The sequence below is a fragment of the Glaciecola sp. KUL10 genome (genome assembly GCF_003203515.1).
Lineage (GTDB): Bacteria > Pseudomonadota > Gammaproteobacteria > Enterobacterales > Alteromonadaceae > Glaciecola.
On the sequence record NZ_BGNG01000013.1, the window covers coordinates 80,272 to 97,860 of the forward strand.

Annotated in this window: 15 protein-coding genes; 2 read left to right on the forward strand and 13 right to left on the reverse strand. The window is 42.3% G+C overall.

Annotated features, from left to right (window positions below; genetic code table 11):
• Positions 1 to 74: 74 nt before the first annotated feature.
• The 12 genes from nqrF to KUL10_RS16935 form a co-directional block, all read right to left on the reverse strand.
• Positions 75 to 1,307, reverse strand: a complete 1,233-nt coding sequence (nqrF, locus tag KUL10_RS16880) for an NADH:ubiquinone reductase (Na(+)-transporting) subunit F (RefSeq protein ID WP_110430130.1) — start codon at positions 1,305 to 1,307, stop codon at positions 75 to 77.
• Between the two features lie 22 nt (positions 1,308 to 1,329).
• A complete protein-coding gene (gene nqrE, locus KUL10_RS16885) occupies positions 1,330 to 1,938 on the reverse strand; it encodes an NADH:ubiquinone reductase (Na(+)-transporting) subunit E (protein WP_110430131.1) in 609 nt (202 codons plus the stop codon).
• A gap of 4 nt (positions 1,939 to 1,942) precedes the next feature.
• Positions 1,943 to 2,575: an NADH:ubiquinone reductase (Na(+)-transporting) subunit D gene (locus KUL10_RS16890; RefSeq protein WP_110430132.1), complete on the reverse strand. Its 633-nt coding sequence runs from the start codon at positions 2,573 to 2,575 to the stop codon at positions 1,943 to 1,945.
• A gap of 9 nt (positions 2,576 to 2,584) precedes the next feature.
• A complete protein-coding gene (locus tag KUL10_RS16895) occupies positions 2,585 to 3,364 on the reverse strand; it encodes a Na(+)-translocating NADH-quinone reductase subunit C (RefSeq protein WP_110430133.1) in 780 nt (259 codons plus the stop codon).
• Entirely contained in the window at positions 3,354 to 4,565 is a 1,212-nt protein-coding gene (locus tag KUL10_RS16900) for an NADH:ubiquinone reductase (Na(+)-transporting) subunit B (protein ID WP_110430134.1), read from the reverse strand. Before KUL10_RS16900 ends, KUL10_RS16895 begins: the two co-directional genes overlap by 11 nt.
• A gap of 3 nt (positions 4,566 to 4,568) precedes the next feature.
• The gene (locus KUL10_RS16905) at positions 4,569 to 5,909 is read right to left on the reverse strand and encodes a Na(+)-translocating NADH-quinone reductase subunit A (RefSeq protein WP_110430135.1); all 1,341 of its coding nucleotides are present in this window, start codon (positions 5,907 to 5,909) and stop codon (positions 4,569 to 4,571) included.
• Between the two features lie 446 nt (positions 5,910 to 6,355).
• Entirely contained in the window at positions 6,356 to 7,537 is a 1,182-nt protein-coding gene (fabV, locus tag KUL10_RS16910; protein WP_110430136.1) for an enoyl-ACP reductase FabV, read from the reverse strand.
• Between the two features lie 111 nt (positions 7,538 to 7,648).
• Entirely contained in the window at positions 7,649 to 8,200 is a 552-nt protein-coding gene (locus tag KUL10_RS16915; RefSeq protein WP_110430137.1) for a hypothetical protein, read from the reverse strand.
• Positions 8,201 to 8,231: 31 nt separating this feature from the next.
• The gene (locus KUL10_RS16920) at positions 8,232 to 9,284 is read right to left on the reverse strand and encodes a TRAP transporter substrate-binding protein DctP (RefSeq protein WP_110430146.1); all 1,053 of its coding nucleotides are present in this window, start codon (positions 9,282 to 9,284) and stop codon (positions 8,232 to 8,234) included.
• A gap of 143 nt (positions 9,285 to 9,427) precedes the next feature.
• A complete protein-coding gene (locus tag KUL10_RS16925; protein ID WP_110430138.1) occupies positions 9,428 to 10,792 on the reverse strand; it encodes a TRAP transporter large permease subunit in 1,365 nt (454 codons plus the stop codon).
• Entirely contained in the window at positions 10,792 to 11,223 is a 432-nt protein-coding gene (locus KUL10_RS16930; RefSeq protein WP_233499869.1) for a TRAP transporter small permease subunit, read from the reverse strand. Before KUL10_RS16930 ends, KUL10_RS16925 begins: the two co-directional genes overlap by 1 nt.
• Before the next feature lie 296 nt (positions 11,224 to 11,519).
• Positions 11,520 to 12,140, reverse strand: a complete 621-nt coding sequence (locus KUL10_RS16935) for an FKBP-type peptidyl-prolyl cis-trans isomerase (protein WP_110430140.1) — start codon at positions 12,138 to 12,140, stop codon at positions 11,520 to 11,522.
• A gap of 298 nt (positions 12,141 to 12,438) precedes the next feature.
• On the opposite strand from KUL10_RS16935, the gene ppc reads away from it, so the two are divergent.
• The gene (gene ppc / locus KUL10_RS16940) at positions 12,439 to 15,048 is read left to right on the forward strand and encodes a phosphoenolpyruvate carboxylase (RefSeq protein ID WP_110430141.1); all 2,610 of its coding nucleotides are present in this window, start codon (positions 12,439 to 12,441) and stop codon (positions 15,046 to 15,048) included.
• Positions 15,049 to 15,125: 77 nt separating this feature from the next.
• Here the strand turns inward: ppc and KUL10_RS16945 are convergent, their stop codons facing one another.
• Positions 15,126 to 16,193, reverse strand: coding sequence for an alkaline phosphatase D family protein (locus tag KUL10_RS16945; RefSeq protein ID WP_233499870.1), 1,068 nt, complete (start codon positions 16,191 to 16,193; stop codon positions 15,126 to 15,128).
• A gap of 355 nt (positions 16,194 to 16,548) precedes the next feature.
• Between KUL10_RS16945 and KUL10_RS16950 the strand changes: the two genes are divergently transcribed.
• Positions 16,549 to 17,589, forward strand: a 1,041-nt coding sequence (locus KUL10_RS16950; protein ID WP_110430143.1) for an acyltransferase, incomplete at its 3' end; no start/stop codon positions are given.

The following is a 17,589-nucleotide window of genomic DNA, read 5'->3' on the forward strand; positions in this document are numbered from 1 at the left end:
CACGAAAAGAAATTAAGTTTTCATTAGATAAAAAAAGAGCGCTTCAAGAAGCGCTCTTTTTGAATTATTAAATGTTAACCACCAAAATCATCCAACATGATGTTTTCGTCTTCAACACCTAGCTCTTTGAGCATGTTGATAACGGCAGCATTCATCATTGGGGGCCCACACATGTAGAATTCGCAATCTTCAGGTGCTGGGTGATCTTTAAGATAATTTTCTAGCAATACGTTGTGAATAAAGCCAGTATCACCTTCCCAGTTATCTTCAGGTTGAGGATCTGATAATGCAACATGCCATTTAAAGTTTTCGTTCTCTGCTTGAAGCATGTCAAAATCTTCAACATAGAACATCTCTCTTAATGAACGTGCACCGTACCAGAATGTCATCTTGCGATCAGTTTTAATACGACGAAGTTGGTCAAAGATGTGAGAGCGCATCGGTGCCATACCTGCACCACCGCCGACAAATACCATCTCTGCATCTGTTTCTTTTGCAAAGAACTCACCAAATGGGCCAGAAATTGTGACTTTATCGCCTTTCGTAAGTGACCAGATAAAAGATGACATTTTACCAGCAGGTAGACTCAAATTATTAGGCGGCGGCGTAGCAATACGCACGTTCAGCATAATAATGCCTTCTTCTTCTGGGTAGTTAGCCATTGAGTAAGCACGGATCGTCTCTTCGTCTACTTTAGACTCGACGTCGAAGAAACCGAAGTGTTCCCAATCCTTGCGATACTCTTCAGGAATATCGAAGTCTTTATACTTCACATGATGAGGTGGCGCCTCGATTTGGATGTAACCACCGGCACGGAACGGAACGCTCTCGCCGTCAGGAATCGCTAATTTAAGCTCTTTGATGAAGGTTGCTTCGTTATTGTTAGAAATAACTTCACAATCCCACTTTTTAATACCAAATACTTCTTCTGGAAGCTCGATATCCATGTCCTGCTTGATTGATACCTGACAAGATAAACGGCAACCTTCTTTAGCTTCACGCTTTGATACGTGGTCAAGCTCAGTAGGTAGTATTTCACCACCACCTGTCTTTACGTCTACACGACACTGGCCGCATGAACCACCGCCACCACACGCTGACGATACGAAAATACCAGAATCAGCTAGTGCACCTAGTAGCTTACCGCCAGGTGAAGTGGTAATGACGTTATTTGGATCGCCATTAATAGTAATTTTGACATCACCTTCAGGCACTAATTTCGATTTAGCAAACATGATAATAAACACTAACGCTAGTACGATAGTGATAAACATGCCTACACCGAGATAGATTTCTACATTATTCATTTATCTATACTCCTTGAGCGCCTTAAAGCGCGATACCTGTGAATGACTGGAAGCCAAGCGCCATCAAACCAGCGATCATAAACACAGAACCTAATCCACGAATACCATCTGGCATATCAGCATATTTTAACTTCTCACGAACGGCAGCTAGTAATACGATTGCAATTGCCCAACCCAAGCCACTTCCGACACCGTATACAATAGATTCGGTAAAGTTGTACTCACGTTGCACGGCAAACGCAACACCACCGAATATTGCACAGTTTACGGTGATAAGCGGTAAGAAGATCCCTAGTGCGTTGTATAAAGCTGGGAAGAACTTGTCCAAAGACATTTCCAGTATTTGAACCAAGGCCGCAATAACGCCGATAAACGTTAAGAAGTTAAGGAAGCTCAAATCTGCATCTGGAAAGCCAGCCCATGCCAATGCACCAGGTGCAAGGATGTTCACATAGATAACTTGGTTAACAGGTACCGAAATACCCAATACTACGATTACCGCAATACCAAGACCGATAGATGTTTTAACTTTTTTAGATACTGCCAAGAAAGTACACATTCCTAAAAATAGTGAAAGTGCCATGTTCTCAACAAAAATAGCTCTGATAGCTAGTGCTGCATAATGTTCCATGTGCTTACTCCTTCGGCTCTACTTGTTCTGGACGGATAGTTCTGATGAACCAGATCAAACCGCCGATTAGGAAGAATGAGCTAAATGGTAAAATCAATAGTCCATTACCTTGATACCAACCACCGTTTTGAACCAATGGCAGAATTTCAAATCCTAAGATCGTACCGAAACCTGCTAACTCTTTAATTGTACCGATAACGATAAGTACAAAAGAGTAACCAAGGCCGTTGCCGATACCGTCTAAGAAGCTCATACCTGGAGGCGACTTCATGGCGTATGCTTCTGCACGTCCCATTACGATACAGTTGGTGATAATCAAACCAACAAATACCGAAAGCTGTTTCGAAATTTCGTACGAATAAGCTTTGAGCACTTGGTCAACAACGATTACAAGTGATGCAATGATCGTCATTTGGATGATGATACGCACACTTGAGGGGATTTGATTGCGAATAAGTGAGATAAACAAGTTCGAAAACGCACATACAGTTGTTAGTGCTAAAGACATAACAAGTGCAGTTTCTAACTTGGTAGTAATCGCCAATGCAGAGCAGATACCTAGTACGTGCAATGCGATTGGGTTACTGTCAATAATCGGCCCGAACAGGGCTTTTTTCATTTCTTTAACGTCAGCCATTGTTCTGCCTTATGATTTCCAAGATTGATTTTTGAGGTAAGGACCAAAACCGTTATCACTCATCCAATAAACAAGTGTGTTTTGCACGCCATTACTCGTAAGAGTTGCACCAGAAAGCGCATCAACTGCATACTCATCGCCTGGTTTAACGCCTTTTTTCACTTGAACAGCCACTTCACCGTCTTTATACAACTTAATACCGTCCCACTTTTCTTGCCATGCTGGGTTTTGAATTTCACCACCCAATCCTGGCGTTTCTTTGTGTTGGTAATAGATAAGTTCACGAACTGTTTTACCGTCGCTATCGATAGCAAGTAAACCGTACATCAAATCCCAAAGACCACTTCCGTGGACGGGTAAAATAATGCGAGACACTGCGCCTTGCTCATCTTTGATGTGGTAAACGTTTGCTACGTTTGCACGTCTATTGAAACCAGCAGGTGCACCCTCGACTTGAACAGAAGTGCTAGGGTCCTTGGATACTTTTCCGTACATATCGTATGGTTTACCAGTGCCTTCCGCAGGGTTTGCAACGTACTCGCCGGTATCAAGGTTTACAAATTTCTCCTCGACACGCTCGTCGTAGATTTTAGCGATATCAGCTTTGGATACTGCTTCGCCTGCTAAACCAGCCGCTTTTAAGATATTGCTTTGCTTATCTAGCGCAGCATTTGTGTTTTGTAACGAGCGCAAACCTACGGCTGCGCCAGATACAACAATTGAACAAGCCAAACATACTGCTACAACGATGCCGACTGTTTTTCCTAAGGTTTCTTTTTTAGCCGACACGTGCCATTCTCCGTTTAATATTGCTTTGTGCTACAAAGTAGTCAAATAAAGGCGCCCAAAGGTTGGCGAATAAAATCGCAAGCATAATACCTTCTGGGAAAGCGGGGTTGATTGCACGAATCAATACAGTCATAAGACCGATAAAAAAACCGTACATCCATTTGCCTTGATTGGTGAATGAAGCAGAAACAGGGTCGGTTGCCATAAAGAACATACCAAACGCCAATCCGCCAATCACAAAGTGCCAATAGAACGGCATTGCTAAAATGTGGTCAGGGCTAGGTGCGAAGAAGTTAAGCAAGGTAGCAAAGAACGCCACGCCCAAGCCAACACCTGCTACGATTCGCCAACTAGCGATGCCTAGATACATGATAAATAGACCACCGATCATGATCATCAATGTTGATACTTCACCGACTGAACCTGGGATTTGACCTAAGAAAGAATTCATCCATAGCCCCATGTCATTGTAGTCCATTGCGCCATTTGCAGCATTTGATAACCAAGTCGCGCCTGAGTAACCATCTGCTAATTGCGCTGCAATCCAAGGTTGATCACCCGAGATTTGCGCAGGATATGCAAAGTATAAGAACGCGCGACCAGATAAAGCTGGGTTTAGGAAGTTACGGCCTGTGCCACCAAAGATTTCTTTTGCGATAACCACACCGAATGTGATACCCAAAGCAACCTGCCAGAGTGGAATAGTGGCTGGAAGCGTCAACGCAAACAATACTGACGTTACAAAGAAACCTTCGTTAACTTCGTGCTTGCGAACAGAAGCGAATAAGACTTCCCAAAAACCACCGACCACGAATGTCGTCGCATAGATAGGTACAAAGAAACAAGCACCGTATAACAGCATCGAGAACCAACCAGACTCGGCCGTTAAAGTGCCGCCAAGTGCTGAGAAGATACCTGCCTGCCAGCCGTCATAAATAGCACCACCTGCTTCAATCGCATATGATGCTTGTAGGCCTACGTTATACATACCGTAGAACATGGCTGGGAATGTCGCCATCCAGACCAAAATCATGATACGTTTTAAATCAATACTGTCTTTAACGTGAGTGTTAGCTTTATTTACTTTGCCTGGCGTATAGAAGATGGTCGCAGCTGCTTCGTACAGCGCGTAAAACTTCTCATATTTGCCACCTGGTTCAAAATCAGGTTCAACTTTTTCGATTAATGCTTTTAATCCCATGACTTAACCCTCATCTTCTATCGTGGTTAAAACGCTACGAAGTTCTGGACCGTAGTTATATTTGCCGGGGCAAACGTAGGTACACAAAGCCAAATCTTCTTCGTCTAATTCAAGCGCACCTAATTGTTGTGCACCGTCTGTATCACCAGAAAGAATGTCTCGTAATAACAAAGTTGGAATGATATCTAGAGGCATCACTCGCTCGTAGTTGCCAATTGGCACCATTGAACGGTCAGAACCATTTGTTGTAGATGTCATATTGAATAGTTTTTTAGGGCTCAAGTGACCTAAATACGCGCGCGTAACAGAATGTTTGTCTGAGCCTGGTGTAATCCATCCGAAAAATTTCTTTTCTCTGTCTTCTTTGATCAAAGAAACTTGGTAGTGGAAACGACCAAGATAGGCGTGCGGGCCAGATGCATTAGTGCCGTTGAGTACCGAACCTGAAACAACGCGAACGCCGTCTTCTTTAAGCTCGCCATTCGTTAACTCATCAAGACTTGCACCTAGAACAGTTGTTACGAGACGAGGATTAGAGGCCATTGGTCCAGCAAGTGCTACCACACGATTATTATCAAGTTTGCCCGTTGCAAATAATGCACCGATAGCAATAACGTCTTGATAACCGACGTGCCAAACCTGCTTAGTCATACCAACAGGGTCTAAATGATGAATGTGAGTGCCAACTAACCCAGCAGGATGTGGTCCAGCAAACTCATTAACTTCGACTTTCGCATCGCCAGCAGGCACATCTGCATTCGGCGCTTTGCTCACAAATACTTTGCCTTCAGTCAGTTTACCCAGTACTTTAAGGCCAAACTCAAAGTCTTGTTTGCGTTCAGAAATAATTAACGTTGGCTCTGCAGCAAGCGGATTAGTGTCCATGGCTGACACAAATACCGAAGATGGCTTTGCATCTAACTTTGGTGAACGGCTAAATGGACGCGTGCGAATAGCCGTCCACATGCCAGAATCTACCAGCTGCGTAACGACTTTTTCGCGCTCGACACTTTCCAATGCAGCTGCGTCAAAAGCATCAAAAGTAACTTCATCGTCACCTTCAATTTTAACCACAACTGATTGAAGCACGCGTCGTGCACCACGGTTGACTTCGATGACTTCTCCAGAAGCAGGTGCGACAAACTTCACACCTGGGTTCTTTTTGTCTTCAAAAAGCATGTCGCCTTTTTTGACTTTGTCACCTACTTGCACATGCATCGTAGGACGCATGCCAATGTACTCTTCGCCAAGAACAGCGACTTTTGAGACATTGGGCCCTTGATGGACCTTCTGCTCAGGTGCGCCTTCTATTGGAAGATCGAGACCTTTCTTAATTTTTATCATAGTTAATTGACTACTCTTTATAGATACCAATCTGAATACGCCTGTCATATTTAGGCGTTTTACACGACATCCCAAATATTCAGTAAGCGGATTAAAATTGGCCACTGCTCAAATAATAAAATCACTTTAAAACATACACATAAATAGCTTAGTTCAGTATTCAACGGACCAAGCATCACGGTAGTTTCTTATTATTATGTGTGGTTTAAAAGTGGCTGTACGTCAAGGATTGATGCAAAAAATGAACAAGTGTTTTGCTATCCATACCTTGAATGCGCGGGATTTTAGCATTAACACACCCAAAAAGGCTATGCTAAATGCGTGATAAGCCCCATTTTTCTATCGCATTTGTCCATTAATTATTCCACCAAGGCACTCTCAAGCCTTGATGGAACGGGCATTTTGTTCGTATTTTAATCAACCGGTCAATGTGTAAAAAATCTTGACTACGACCAATCTACTAATGGATCTACATCGGCTTCATAATCAACACCTTTAATTGCGAAACCAAAGAGGTTTAAAAACTCGGTGTTGTATCCAGCATAGTCACTTAATTCATGGAAGTTATCTTGAGTAACTTTATCCCATAGTGCTTTTATTTTTGCTTGTGTCGCATCGTTCGTTTCTTTTCCATCCATGCGGAAACGGTTTAACTCATCTGTAGGGGGATTGTCAGTGAAAAGTCTTTCGTTGAACAAACCTGCAATCTGTTCAATACAACCCTCATGGGTTCCCTCTTGTTTCATTACTTTGTAAATCAACGAAATATAGAGTGGCATGACGGGAATAGCAGAGCTTGCTTGAGTTACAAGTGCTTTAAGAGACGACACGTTAGCTTGTACATTTAATGCACTGGCGTCTTGCATAATGGCTTGTGCCGCACGATCTAAATCTTCTTTTGCACGGCCGATCGTAGCTTGCCCATAGATAGGCCAAGTCAATTCTTTGCCAATATACGTATATGCCGTTGTTTTACAACCTTCAGCCAAAACACCTGCTGCATTAAGTTGAGACAACCAGCGCTGCCAATCTTCACCACCCATGACCTTTACTGTGTCTGCAATTTCTTTTTCGTTTGCAGGTTCAAGGGTTATTTCATGTACTTTGTCTTTATCGGTATCGTAGGTTTTTGTGGTGTAGGCCTGCCCAACAGGTTTAAGTGTCGATTTAAATACCTCGCCTGTTTCAGGGTCTGTTCTTCTAGGAGAGGCAAGACTGTAGATAACCAAGTCAACTTTGCCCAAGTCTTGTTTGATTTTATCGATCGTCGCGGTTTTTAGTTCATCAGAGAAAGCATCGCCATTGAGTGAGTCGGCATATAGGCCAGCTTGTTTTGCTTCATTGTGAAAAGCAGCGGTATTGTACCAACCTGCCGTGCCTGTTTTTCTTTCACTTGGTTGTTTTTCAAAGCAAATTCCCAAGGTTTTTGAGCCGTAACCAAAAGCAGCCGTTATACGCGATGCAAGCCCATAACCTGTTGAACAACCAATCACTAATACGTTTTTGGGGCCTTCTTGCTCGAAGCCAAGCGATTTTATGTATTCAATTTGATTGCTGACACTTTGCGCACACCCCACTGGATGGGCATTTGTACAAATAAAACCACGAACTTTTGGCTTGATAACCATGCTGACTTCTCCTTTGGTTAGATATAACCGTCAATCTCACTTTTTAAATTGCGCGTATTGTAGGGGCATCGCTCATAAAAACAAATCAGATCAGCAAAATGATTAACGCTTTTACGCAGGATTTTGTGTATATCTAACAATCCGCTTCGCAAGATGGGTACCAGATACGTAGCCGAGATACGCTGCGACAAGCCAGTACCAGCCGTTTTGCATATCGATATGCTCATCCCAATATTGAAACCAAACAAACGCACTGACTAGATTCATGATGCCGTTTACGAAGATATCCACGATGGCATTGATAAGTTGATGAAGACTAAAATTACCGGAAATAGTAGATAAACTAAAGTTAGTAATAAAACCGAAAATTTCTTTAACTTCAATCACCACAAAGGTAATTAGCGCCATCAGACCGTAAAAACCGCCGCCGAAATAAAGCCATTTATCGAAGACACCCTCATCTATATTCTTGGGGATACTTCTTTTTTGTTTTTTATCATAGCTAGTTTTCATTTCGTCTAGCGCAACATCCAACTCATCCTCGTCATAAAGCTCAGGAAGGCGCTTTGTCACTATCGCTCGACTAAAAATGATTGCGGTGACGGCACAAACGGGTACAAAACTCATTAGCGCGACATTTATAACTTCGGACCAATTTAACATGTGTTATCCTTAACTTGATGCATTGCGCTTACTAACGGTTCTTATAATATTCCTGCTCTGACATTCGGTGATATTCTTTTGCATCATTATAAAATGCAAGGTAAGAAGCGTAAATTTTCGCAAACTGCTCGTCATTTGCAACTTGTTGCTCAATGACCTTTTGGCTGGCAGCCTTTAATGCTTCCATAACATCATCAGGTAAAGGGCGAACGTCAATGCCGTGCTGCTCGATAAGTTGCTTCATTGCATTTGGGTTGCGCGCGGTATATTCGTCCAGCATATCTTGATTAGCTGCTCTGGTCGCCACCTCAACGATTTTTTGAAGATCTTTTGGTAGCGCTTCAAAAGCTTGTTTATTAACGGTGAACTCTAATAATGTTCCCGGTTCATGCCAGCCACTGTGGTAATAGTACTTTGCCGCTTTGTGTAAACCAAATGCAAGGTCGTTGTATGGTCCAACCCACTCTGTAGCGTCAATTGCGCCTGTTTGCAGAGATGTAAAAAGCTCGCCACCGGTAAGCGTGACAGGTAAACCACCGACTTCTTTAAATACTTCACCGCCAAGGCCTGGAATACGCATTTTTAGGCCTTGAATGTCCGCTATAGAATTAATTTCTTTTTTAAACCAACCCGCCATTTGAACACCAGAATTACCACCAGCAAAGGGGATAACGCCGTATGGTTCATATAGCTCTCGCCACAACGCCATGCCATCGCCATAGTGAAGCCAAGCATTCATTTCTGTTGCATTCATACCAAAAGGTATAGCAGAAAAAATTGGGGCAGCAGGCATTTTCCCTTTCCAATAATATGCGCCGGCGTGGCCCATTTCAGCCGTGCCATTGGATACCGCATCAAATACCTCAAATCCGGGTACAAGTTCACCCGCACCATACACTCTTACTTGCAGTCTACCGTCGGACATTTCATTGACGTAGTTAGCGAATGTTTCAGGGGCCTTTCCTAGACCGGGGAAGTTTTTGGGCCAAGAAGTCACCAACTTCCATTTGTACTGTTTTGCTTCTGCCTGAGGTGCATTGCTTTGTTTACTCTGTTCATCTGAACCACAAGCCACTAAACTCATCACAAGGGCAATAACGACTATCAATCGTGAACCAGTGAACGCTAAACCTTTTAAACTGTGCATGTTAAATCCTTAACAAGTTGAATATTCGCATTTACTTAAAATTACTATTTAAAATTACGCAGCCTCGATCAGTCAATCGATTAATAAACAACCGAAGGTAACCACGTGACAATTTGAGGCCAACTAGCCATTAAAATCAAAAGAAATAATTGGATGGCAATAAATGGCATTACCCCTTTATAGATAGCTTGCGTTTTAATGGAGTCTGGGGCAACTCCCCTTAAATAGAACAACGCAAAGCCAAAGGGCGGTGTTAAAAATGAAGTCTGTAAATTCACCGCAATCATGATCCCCAACCAAATTGGATCAAGCCCCATCATGATTAAAATCGGCGCGACGATGGGTACAACAACAAAGGTTATCTCAATAAAATCAAGAATAAAGCCCAATAAAAAAATCACCAGCATTACCAGCAACATAGCCGTAAATGCCCCGCCAGGTAGCGATTGAAACAAATCGGTTAAAACCTCTTCACCGCCAAAACCTCTGAACACCAAGGAAAATATAGATGCGCCAATGAGTATTAAAAATACCATTGAAGTCACTTTAGTCGTTTCTTGTGTGATGTATTTTACATTATCAAGACTTAATTTGCGCTTGAGTAAAGCTAGGAATAAAGCACCAACAGCGCCCACTGCAGCGGCTTCGGTAGGCGTTGCAATACCTGCCAAAATAGAACCCAAGACGGCGACAATAAGCAACAACGGCGGTAATAAAGCCAAGAGCAAGCCAGCAAGGCTTGCATGTTCATTTTGTTGACCTTGTTTAGGGATTTGCTTGGGAGAAAAGTAACTGATACCCAAGATGTAGAGTAAGTAGAACACCACCAGCAACATGCCTGGAATCAAAGCACCAACAAATAAATCGCCGACAGAAACACTTTCAGGAGAAAAGATGCCCATATCTAACTGCGCTTTTTGATATGCACTAGATAGCACATCGCCAAGTAACACGAGCGCAATGGAAGGCGGTATTATTTGCCCTAAGGTGCCGGTTGCACATATGGTGCCCGTTGCTAGTGAGGGAGAATAACCTTGCTTGAGCATTGTGGGTAAAGACAAAAGCCCCATTGTGACGACCGTTGCACCAACGATCCCCGTAGATGCGGCCAAGAGCATGCCGACTAAAATAACCGAAACAGCCAAGCCAGTTTTAAATCGCCCCAAAACGGTGGACATCGCAATCAGCAAGTCTTCGGCGATTTTCGCTCGTTCTAAAATCACCCCCATCAATACAAATAAGGGAACCGCAATCAAGGTTTCGTTACTAATAATGCCAAACAGTCTGCTAGGCGTCGCCAGCAGATAACTTGCATCAAAGACACCAAAAACAATGCCGCCAGCTGCAAATAACAACGAAACTCCAGCCAAGGTCAAGGCAACAGGGTAACCCAGCATCAAGCAAGCACAAACAGCAAAGAAAAGTAAAAAGGCTAACCATTCCATTATTGTTTTTCCTGTTTTGCTTTGCCGCCAAACAAAATACTGCCTTGTTTAATTAGCTCAGATAGCCCCTGCAGACTCAGGGTAATAGAAAAAACTAAAATAAATGACTTCAACACATACAAAAACGGTAAACCGCCCGACTCTCTAGAACCCTCGAGATTTGCCCAAGATTCAATTACATAGTCCCAACTGACGACGGTAATAAATATACTCGTTGGCAATAAAAAGAATAAGGTACCGAAGAAGTTAACCATCGCCTTTCGCCGCTCAGAAAACTGACGATAAAACACATCAACTCTAACATGGCCATCTTGTTGATAGGTGTAGGCTGCGCCCACTAAAAAAACGGCTGCGTGCAAGTAGGTCACTGACTCTTGCATGGCGATCCATCCCACATTAAAGACATAACGCAGAACGACGACAGAAAACATTAATAAAGCCATTACCAATGTCAGATAGCTTACGAGCTTACCCAACACCTTATTAAATGATGATATTGCAATGTGGAGAGAATACAGTCCTTGCATAACTAACTTTTTGTTTATTATGTTTTTATTGCGTTAGTTTGCCATACTTAGTGGGCGATCGGTACTTCAATTGAGCGAAGCTTTTGGGTAAAGACGTTTTTGAGATGTAATTTTCGGTATTATTTGTGGTAGGTGCAACTTCTTAAAGTGCGTAAAAAACGGATGCAAAGCCAACACTCGCATCCGCTTTCCAAATTACACTATGCAATGATATCAAGTAACTCAACATCAAAAACTAGCGTACTGAATGGACCAATAGCACCACCAGCGCCTTGCTCGCCGTAAGCTAAGTCGTGTGGCACGTATAAACGCCACTTAGAACCGACACTCATCATTTGGAGTGCTTCAGTCCAACCTTTAATCACGCCGCCAACCGGGAATTCTGCTGGTTCGCCACGATCATAAGATGAATCAAACACGTCACCATTGATAAGTGTACCGTGGTAGTGAGTGCGAACGGTAGATGCAGCGCTTGGCTTCTCACCTTCGCCTGTTGTAAGCACTTCATATTGAAGACCAGACTCAGTCACGGTGACTTCTGCACGTTCAGCATTTTTCGCCAAAAACTCGGACCCTTCTTTCATTGCACCTGCAAATTTCTCTTGTTTAGCCGCTTGCATACGCTCATTGATTTCAGTGAATGCCGCGCGAAGGTCGTTGTTGCTTACTTGTGGTTGTTCACGATTAAAACCATCGCTTAAACCCGCTAAAACAACGTCAAGCGCTAATCCGTCAAAAGGGTTAGAAGCAAGTTGCTCGCCCATTTGGTAACCAATTCCATAACTTGCTTGCGTTTCGATTGTTGTGTATTTATCTGACACGTCTGCTCCAATATTGCAATTAAAGGTAAAAACCAAGGAAAAAACTCGCGCAAGGGTAGCACAAGCGAGTAGCAGTTAAAAATCTAGACAAACAAATTTGATTAAGTTATTCGACTGGGTTGTTAGACAACAATTTAAAAAATGCGTATCTTTATACACACCACGATTGAATTAAACTTTAGTCTCATAGACTAAAATACCCGCGATACCAAATTAGTTGTTCAAAAGAAAATTAATCACACTCAATGGTTTAGGGTAATTTTCATAACACCATTCTTTTAGAGGGAAACACAAGTATATGAATGATTCGCTTGAGACACAGTTGAAAGATACTGTCAGATATTTAGGCGCCACGCTTGGCGAAACGATAGAAGCGGAACTGGGCAAAGAATGGTTAGACAAAATTGAACAAATTCGCACTGATGGCCGCAATTCTTATCAAGGGGATCAGCAGTGCACTGAACGCTTAAGCAAAGAGTTTGCGTCTTTGGATAACCAATCACTAGCCACGATTGCACGTGCTTTTTCACAATTTTTGAATCTAGCTAACATTGCTGAACAAGAAAATAATACTGCTTCCCAACGTAACTTGTCGCTTTCAAGCTCATTGCAAAGCATACGTGATTTAGGCGCGAATAAAGAAAGAGTATTAACAGCTGTTAAGAATCTAAATATCGATTTGGTCTTAACTGCACACCCTACAGAAGTCACACGACGTACACTTATTCACAAACACAGGCAGCTTGCAAGCCAACTGCAACGCTTGCACACCGAAGATCTCAGCGCGAGACAAGAAGTACAGGTTAAACAGCGCATTGCCGCGTTAATCGCACAAGCATGGCATACAGAAGAAATTAGAGTCGTTAGACCGACCCCCGTAGACGAGGCTCGATGGGGCTTTTCTGTCATTGAAAATTCCTTGTGGGAAGCCGTTCCTGAGTTTTTACGAGATTTAGGCGACTACTTAGAAAATGAATTTGACGAGAAACTGCCACTTGACGTCAAACCCGTTCAATTTAGCTCCTGGATGGGTGGCGACCGAGACGGCAACCCATTTGTGACAGCCAAAGTCACCCAAGAAGTATTACATCGCGCAAGACGCCGCGCGGCTAAATTATTTGCACAAGATTTTGAGTTGCTTCGCACCGAATTGTCGATGAACAATTGTGACGATACCTTGCGCGAGATAGTCGGTGATGTTCGCGAACCGTACCGCGCCATTTTAGTACCAGTGTTGGATAAGTTACACCGCACGAGAGACGGAATTGTTGATCCATCAGAGTGGATCAGTAATACCGATGAGCTATTAAAGCCTTTAATGATTTGCTTTGACTCGCTTAATAATTGCGGCATGAATGTGATCGCTCAAGGTGCCTTACTAGACACCATCCGCCGTGCACACTGTTTCGGTGCGAATTTGTTGAAGCTTGATGTACGCCAAGACTCTGGTCGGCATGCTGACGTATTTAGCGAGCTGACTCGTTTTTACGGTTTAGGTGATTACAATCAGTGGAGCGAAGAAGACAAACAAGCCTTTTTGTTGCGTGAACTCTCTTCGAAACGTCCTTTGTTGCCGAGCGTTTGGGAACCGAGTGAAGAAGTCAAAGAGGTATTAGATACCTGTAAAGTGATCGCTAACAATGACCGCTCTGGTTTTGGTATCTACATTATCTCAATGGCAAGCTCTGCTTCAGATGTCTTAGCGGTTCAACTCCTACTTAAAGAATCTGGCGTTAGCTGGCCAATGCCAGTGGCACCGTTATTTGAAACGCTTGATGACCTTAATAACTCTCCTGGTGTAATGAAAGGCCTGCTAGCGATCGATTGGTATCGCGGCTACATCAGCGGCCGACAGTACGTCATGATTGGTTATTCTGATTCTGCTAAAGATGCAGGATCACTTGCCGCGGGTTGGGCGCAGTATGAGTCGCAAGAAGCCCTTGTGAAACTTGCCGAAGAAAACGACGTGACACTGACCTTATTCCACGGTCGTGGTGGCACGATTGGTCGTGGTGGGTTGCCTGCGAAAGCAGCTATTCATTCACAACCTCCAGGGTCGTTGACAGGAGGCTTTAGGGTAACTGAACAAGGCGAGACCATTCGTTATAAATTCGGTATGCCGCAACTGGCTAAACGCAGTTTATCAATATATGCAGCAGCCGTTGTTGAAGCGATTCTTATTCCGCCTCCAGAGCCGAAACAAGCTTGGCGTGACATTATTACCGAAATGGCAGGAAAAGGCCGCGATAATTATCGCCAAATCGTTCGTCATGACAAAGACTTCGTGCCATATTTCAGGGTTGCTACACCTGAGCAGGAATTAGGTAAATTGCCATTAGGAAGCCGCCCAGCAAAACGCAAACCAAGCGGAGGCATCGAGAGTTTACGTGCGATTCCGTGGATTTTTGCGTGGGCACAAACGCGCTTAGTGCTGCCATCATGGTTGGGTGTGATGCCTGCGGTTAAAGCTGTGAATACCCCAGAAAACAAAGCAGTCATTGAAGAAATGATAGAACACTGGCCGTTCTTCGAGTCGCGCCTTTCGATGCTAGACATGGTATTCAAAAAAGCAGCACCACAAATCAGTGAAGCCTATGACCAGCGCTTAGTACCTGAAGAGCTTAAGCATTTTGGTGAAAAGTTGCGTTCAGAACTGAAAGAAAGCATCCAGTATATTCTTGATCTAACGGGTCATGACAAGGTGATGGAAGATGACATCCAAGGCTTGAATTCAATAAACATCAGAGCAGCCTATTTACAGCCTCTCCACTACTTGCAGATTGAATTATTAGATAGAATTAGAAAGGCCGAGTCTTCACAATACAGTGACAATGATGTCGAAACCTTGGAAAGAGCCATGATGGTGACGATTACTGGTATCGCCATTGGACTCAGAAATACTGGTTAATCATCAGTCACATTTAATATGTAACGTAAAAAGCACCTCCCAAACGGCGGTGCTTTTTTTGCCATCAACTGACAGCCTTAAAACTGGAGTGTCGAGAGCGGCACCACTCTTTTTTCTAGTGTTTTTTGGTTTAGACCAAGTGCATGAAGCTCTATTGTAGTTTGCATTATATTCTTCGGATCCCAATTAATAGTGACCACACCATAATGCGTATCGCGCACTACCGCGCCTTGTCGAAAACTGTTGTGTTCGTCAACCTTACGAAAGCTTTGTGTCAAACCGCTAGAAGTGAAATCCCATAGAGGATACGGCACATTATGGCCTAACTGCCCTGTATCTTTAGAGATTTCCATTAGATGACGATCGCCGCTCAAAAACATCACACCATTTGCTTTAGTACTGGCTACCAAATCATATAAACGCTTGCGCTCTCGTGGCATAGCGCCCCATGCTTCCCAACTATGCTCAAATGCGACAACTTGAATTGAGCTAACGATAAACCTTATATCTGCTGGCTTCTTTAACTCCTCTTCTAACCACAACCATTGTTTCTCACCCAAAATACTTTGAGTAGCATCAGTTTGCGGAAGATACGGTCCTTTTCCTTGCGGTCGTCCTTTGGGATTTTCTAAGCGCTCACCGAGGTGGTAGCGCGTGTCTAACATGATAATTTGTAGTTGTGCGCCAGCTTGCTCAATAATACGTGAATGATAAATACCCGCTTGCGTGCGAATTGGGTCGTCTTTCTCAAACTTAAAAAAGTCTAAAAAAGCCGCTTGGCTTTGCATTTTTAAGGGGTAGTCTTTACCAGCGTCATTTGCACCGAAGTCATGATCGTCCCATGTCCCCATAAATATTGGCACTTGCTTTCTAAACGCAGTGAATGCTTCAATTTCATTTAACTCTTCATAAGCTTGGGCAAAACGCTTGGGATCAGCAACAGGTGCATAGACTTCTTTGCCGTCTTCAACCCTAATATCAGCGTATTGATTGTCACCGATAAACAAAAAAACATCAGGCTGATGCTTGGCAATATCATGCCAAATAGGTTGAGGCATATGCTGCGAGGCGCACGAGCCAAAAGCGATGGTAGTTGTGTTGGCGGCAAGGGTTGACGTGGCAAAAACCGTTATAAAGATAATCAACGCGCACCTTATATAAGAGAAAACAGTAACCTTAAGAATCATTCAATCGTCTACTCGAAGAAATAGTGAAAAGTTTAGTGATATTTTTTCTCTTTAGTTGTTAATTTAAGAAAATAAATTCGACTTATTATAAGTTGGTAGTGAATAGAAAATATACCTAAGCTCCTCCACCACTAACTAGTACCAATCTAATTATTATATATATTTTTTCCAACTTAGGCTTTTATAAAAGGGTGTAAGCCATATTTATCTTTCTCCACAAAGCATCTATTTAAGAATTACTATCATTTCCGCTACTTTAATAATAAATTACGTAAATTGACTTCGAATCATCAATAACATTTAGGCCAATCATATGGGGCTCGAGCTAGGCTTTGCCATTTCATTTTTATCTTTTATCACATGTATTTTGATAGCTTCTTTTATCGGTAAGACCAAATATTTTTCGTTTATTTTAGAAAGAAAAAATCGATTTGGAAGTATTGATGGTGTTAGAGGTTACCTAGCTATATCAGTGTTTTTTCATCATTTCGTGATCACATACTATTGGAAAACTGAAAACAAATGGCAACGTCCTCCGGAAGATTTATTTCAAAACTTCGGCAAAGTTGGGGTTGCTATTTTCTTTATGATTACCGGATTTCTATTTTTTTCAAGAATTATAGACAAGAATAAAACTTTGAATTGGGTCTCACTGTATCAATCGCGAATGTTCAGGATATACCCACTTTATCTATTTGCGATATGTAATATCACATTTATTGTTCTTTATAGCTCAGAGTTTCAGATCAATGTTAGCTTCTTATACCTTTTAAAAGACTATATGAAATGGTTTTTATTTATTGGTGGTCCCATAAACCAGTTTTCAGATACTAAAAATATCATTGCAAGTGTCGATTGGACATTAACATATGAATGGGTATTTTACTTTTCTTTACCGTTAATTTTCATTGTAAATCGAGTCATTGGAAAGTGGGGGTTAGTATGTATAGCTGTTTTATCCGTGTTTTTGTTTTATCGACCCATTTACGTTTCATACTTCTCGTCAGCTTATTTTATATATTTTGCTTTAGGCTCAATTGCATATTACTTTACTGAAAAATTTAAAGGTGCGATAAAAAGAAAAAACAATTCGATGTCTTTCTTGTCTTTAGCCCTAGTTGTCTTCTTATTAGTTTACCCAAAAACCTTAGATTCGATTCATGTTGTTGTGATGTCAATTTTATTTGTAATTATAGCTTCAGGTTGCAATATGTTCGGAGTATTCTCGTCTCGAGGATCGATCGTTTTGGGCGAAATTAGTTACAGTATTTATTTATTGCATGGAATAGTTCTATACTTGCTTTTCACGATTTGGTCGCCATTACAAATAGCTGAATATAGTATTGAAGAGTTT

What these genes read in the sequence shown, in the direction of transcription:
- nqrE (WP_110430131.1), bottom strand. Translation starts at nt 1,938, where the DNA reads ATGGAACATTATGCAGCACTAGCTATCAGAGCTATTTTTGTTGAGAAC.
- KUL10_RS16890 (WP_110430132.1), bottom strand. Translation starts at nt 2,575, where the DNA reads ATGGCTGACGTTAAAGAAATGAAAAAAGCCCTGTTCGGGCCGATTATT.
- KUL10_RS16925 (WP_110430138.1), bottom strand. Translation starts at nt 10,792, where the DNA reads ATGGAATGGTTAGCCTTTTTACTTTTCTTTGCTGTTTGTGCTTGCTTG.
- KUL10_RS16930 (WP_233499869.1), bottom strand. Translation starts at nt 11,223, where the DNA reads ATGTTTTCTGTCGTCGTTCTGCGTTATGTCTTTAATGTGGGATGGATC.
- KUL10_RS16920 (WP_110430146.1), bottom strand. Translation starts at nt 9,284, where the DNA reads ATGAGTTTAGTGGCTTGTGGTTCAGATGAACAGAGTAAACAAAGCAAT.
- KUL10_RS16915 (WP_110430137.1), bottom strand. Translation starts at nt 8,200, where the DNA reads ATGTTAAATTGGTCCGAAGTTATAAATGTCGCGCTAATGAGTTTTGTA.
- fabV (WP_110430136.1), bottom strand. Translation starts at nt 7,537, where the DNA reads ATGGTTATCAAGCCAAAAGTTCGTGGTTTTATTTGTACAAATGCCCAT.
- ppc (WP_110430141.1), top strand. Translation starts at nt 12,439, where the DNA reads ATGAATGATTCGCTTGAGACACAGTTGAAAGATACTGTCAGATATTTA.
- KUL10_RS16905 (WP_110430135.1), bottom strand. Translation starts at nt 5,909, where the DNA reads ATGATAAAAATTAAGAAAGGTCTCGATCTTCCAATAGAAGGCGCACCT.
- KUL10_RS16900 (WP_110430134.1), bottom strand. Translation starts at nt 4,565, where the DNA reads ATGGGATTAAAAGCATTAATCGAAAAAGTTGAACCTGATTTTGAACCA.
- nqrF (WP_110430130.1), bottom strand. Translation starts at nt 1,307, where the DNA reads ATGAATAATGTAGAAATCTATCTCGGTGTAGGCATGTTTATCACTATC.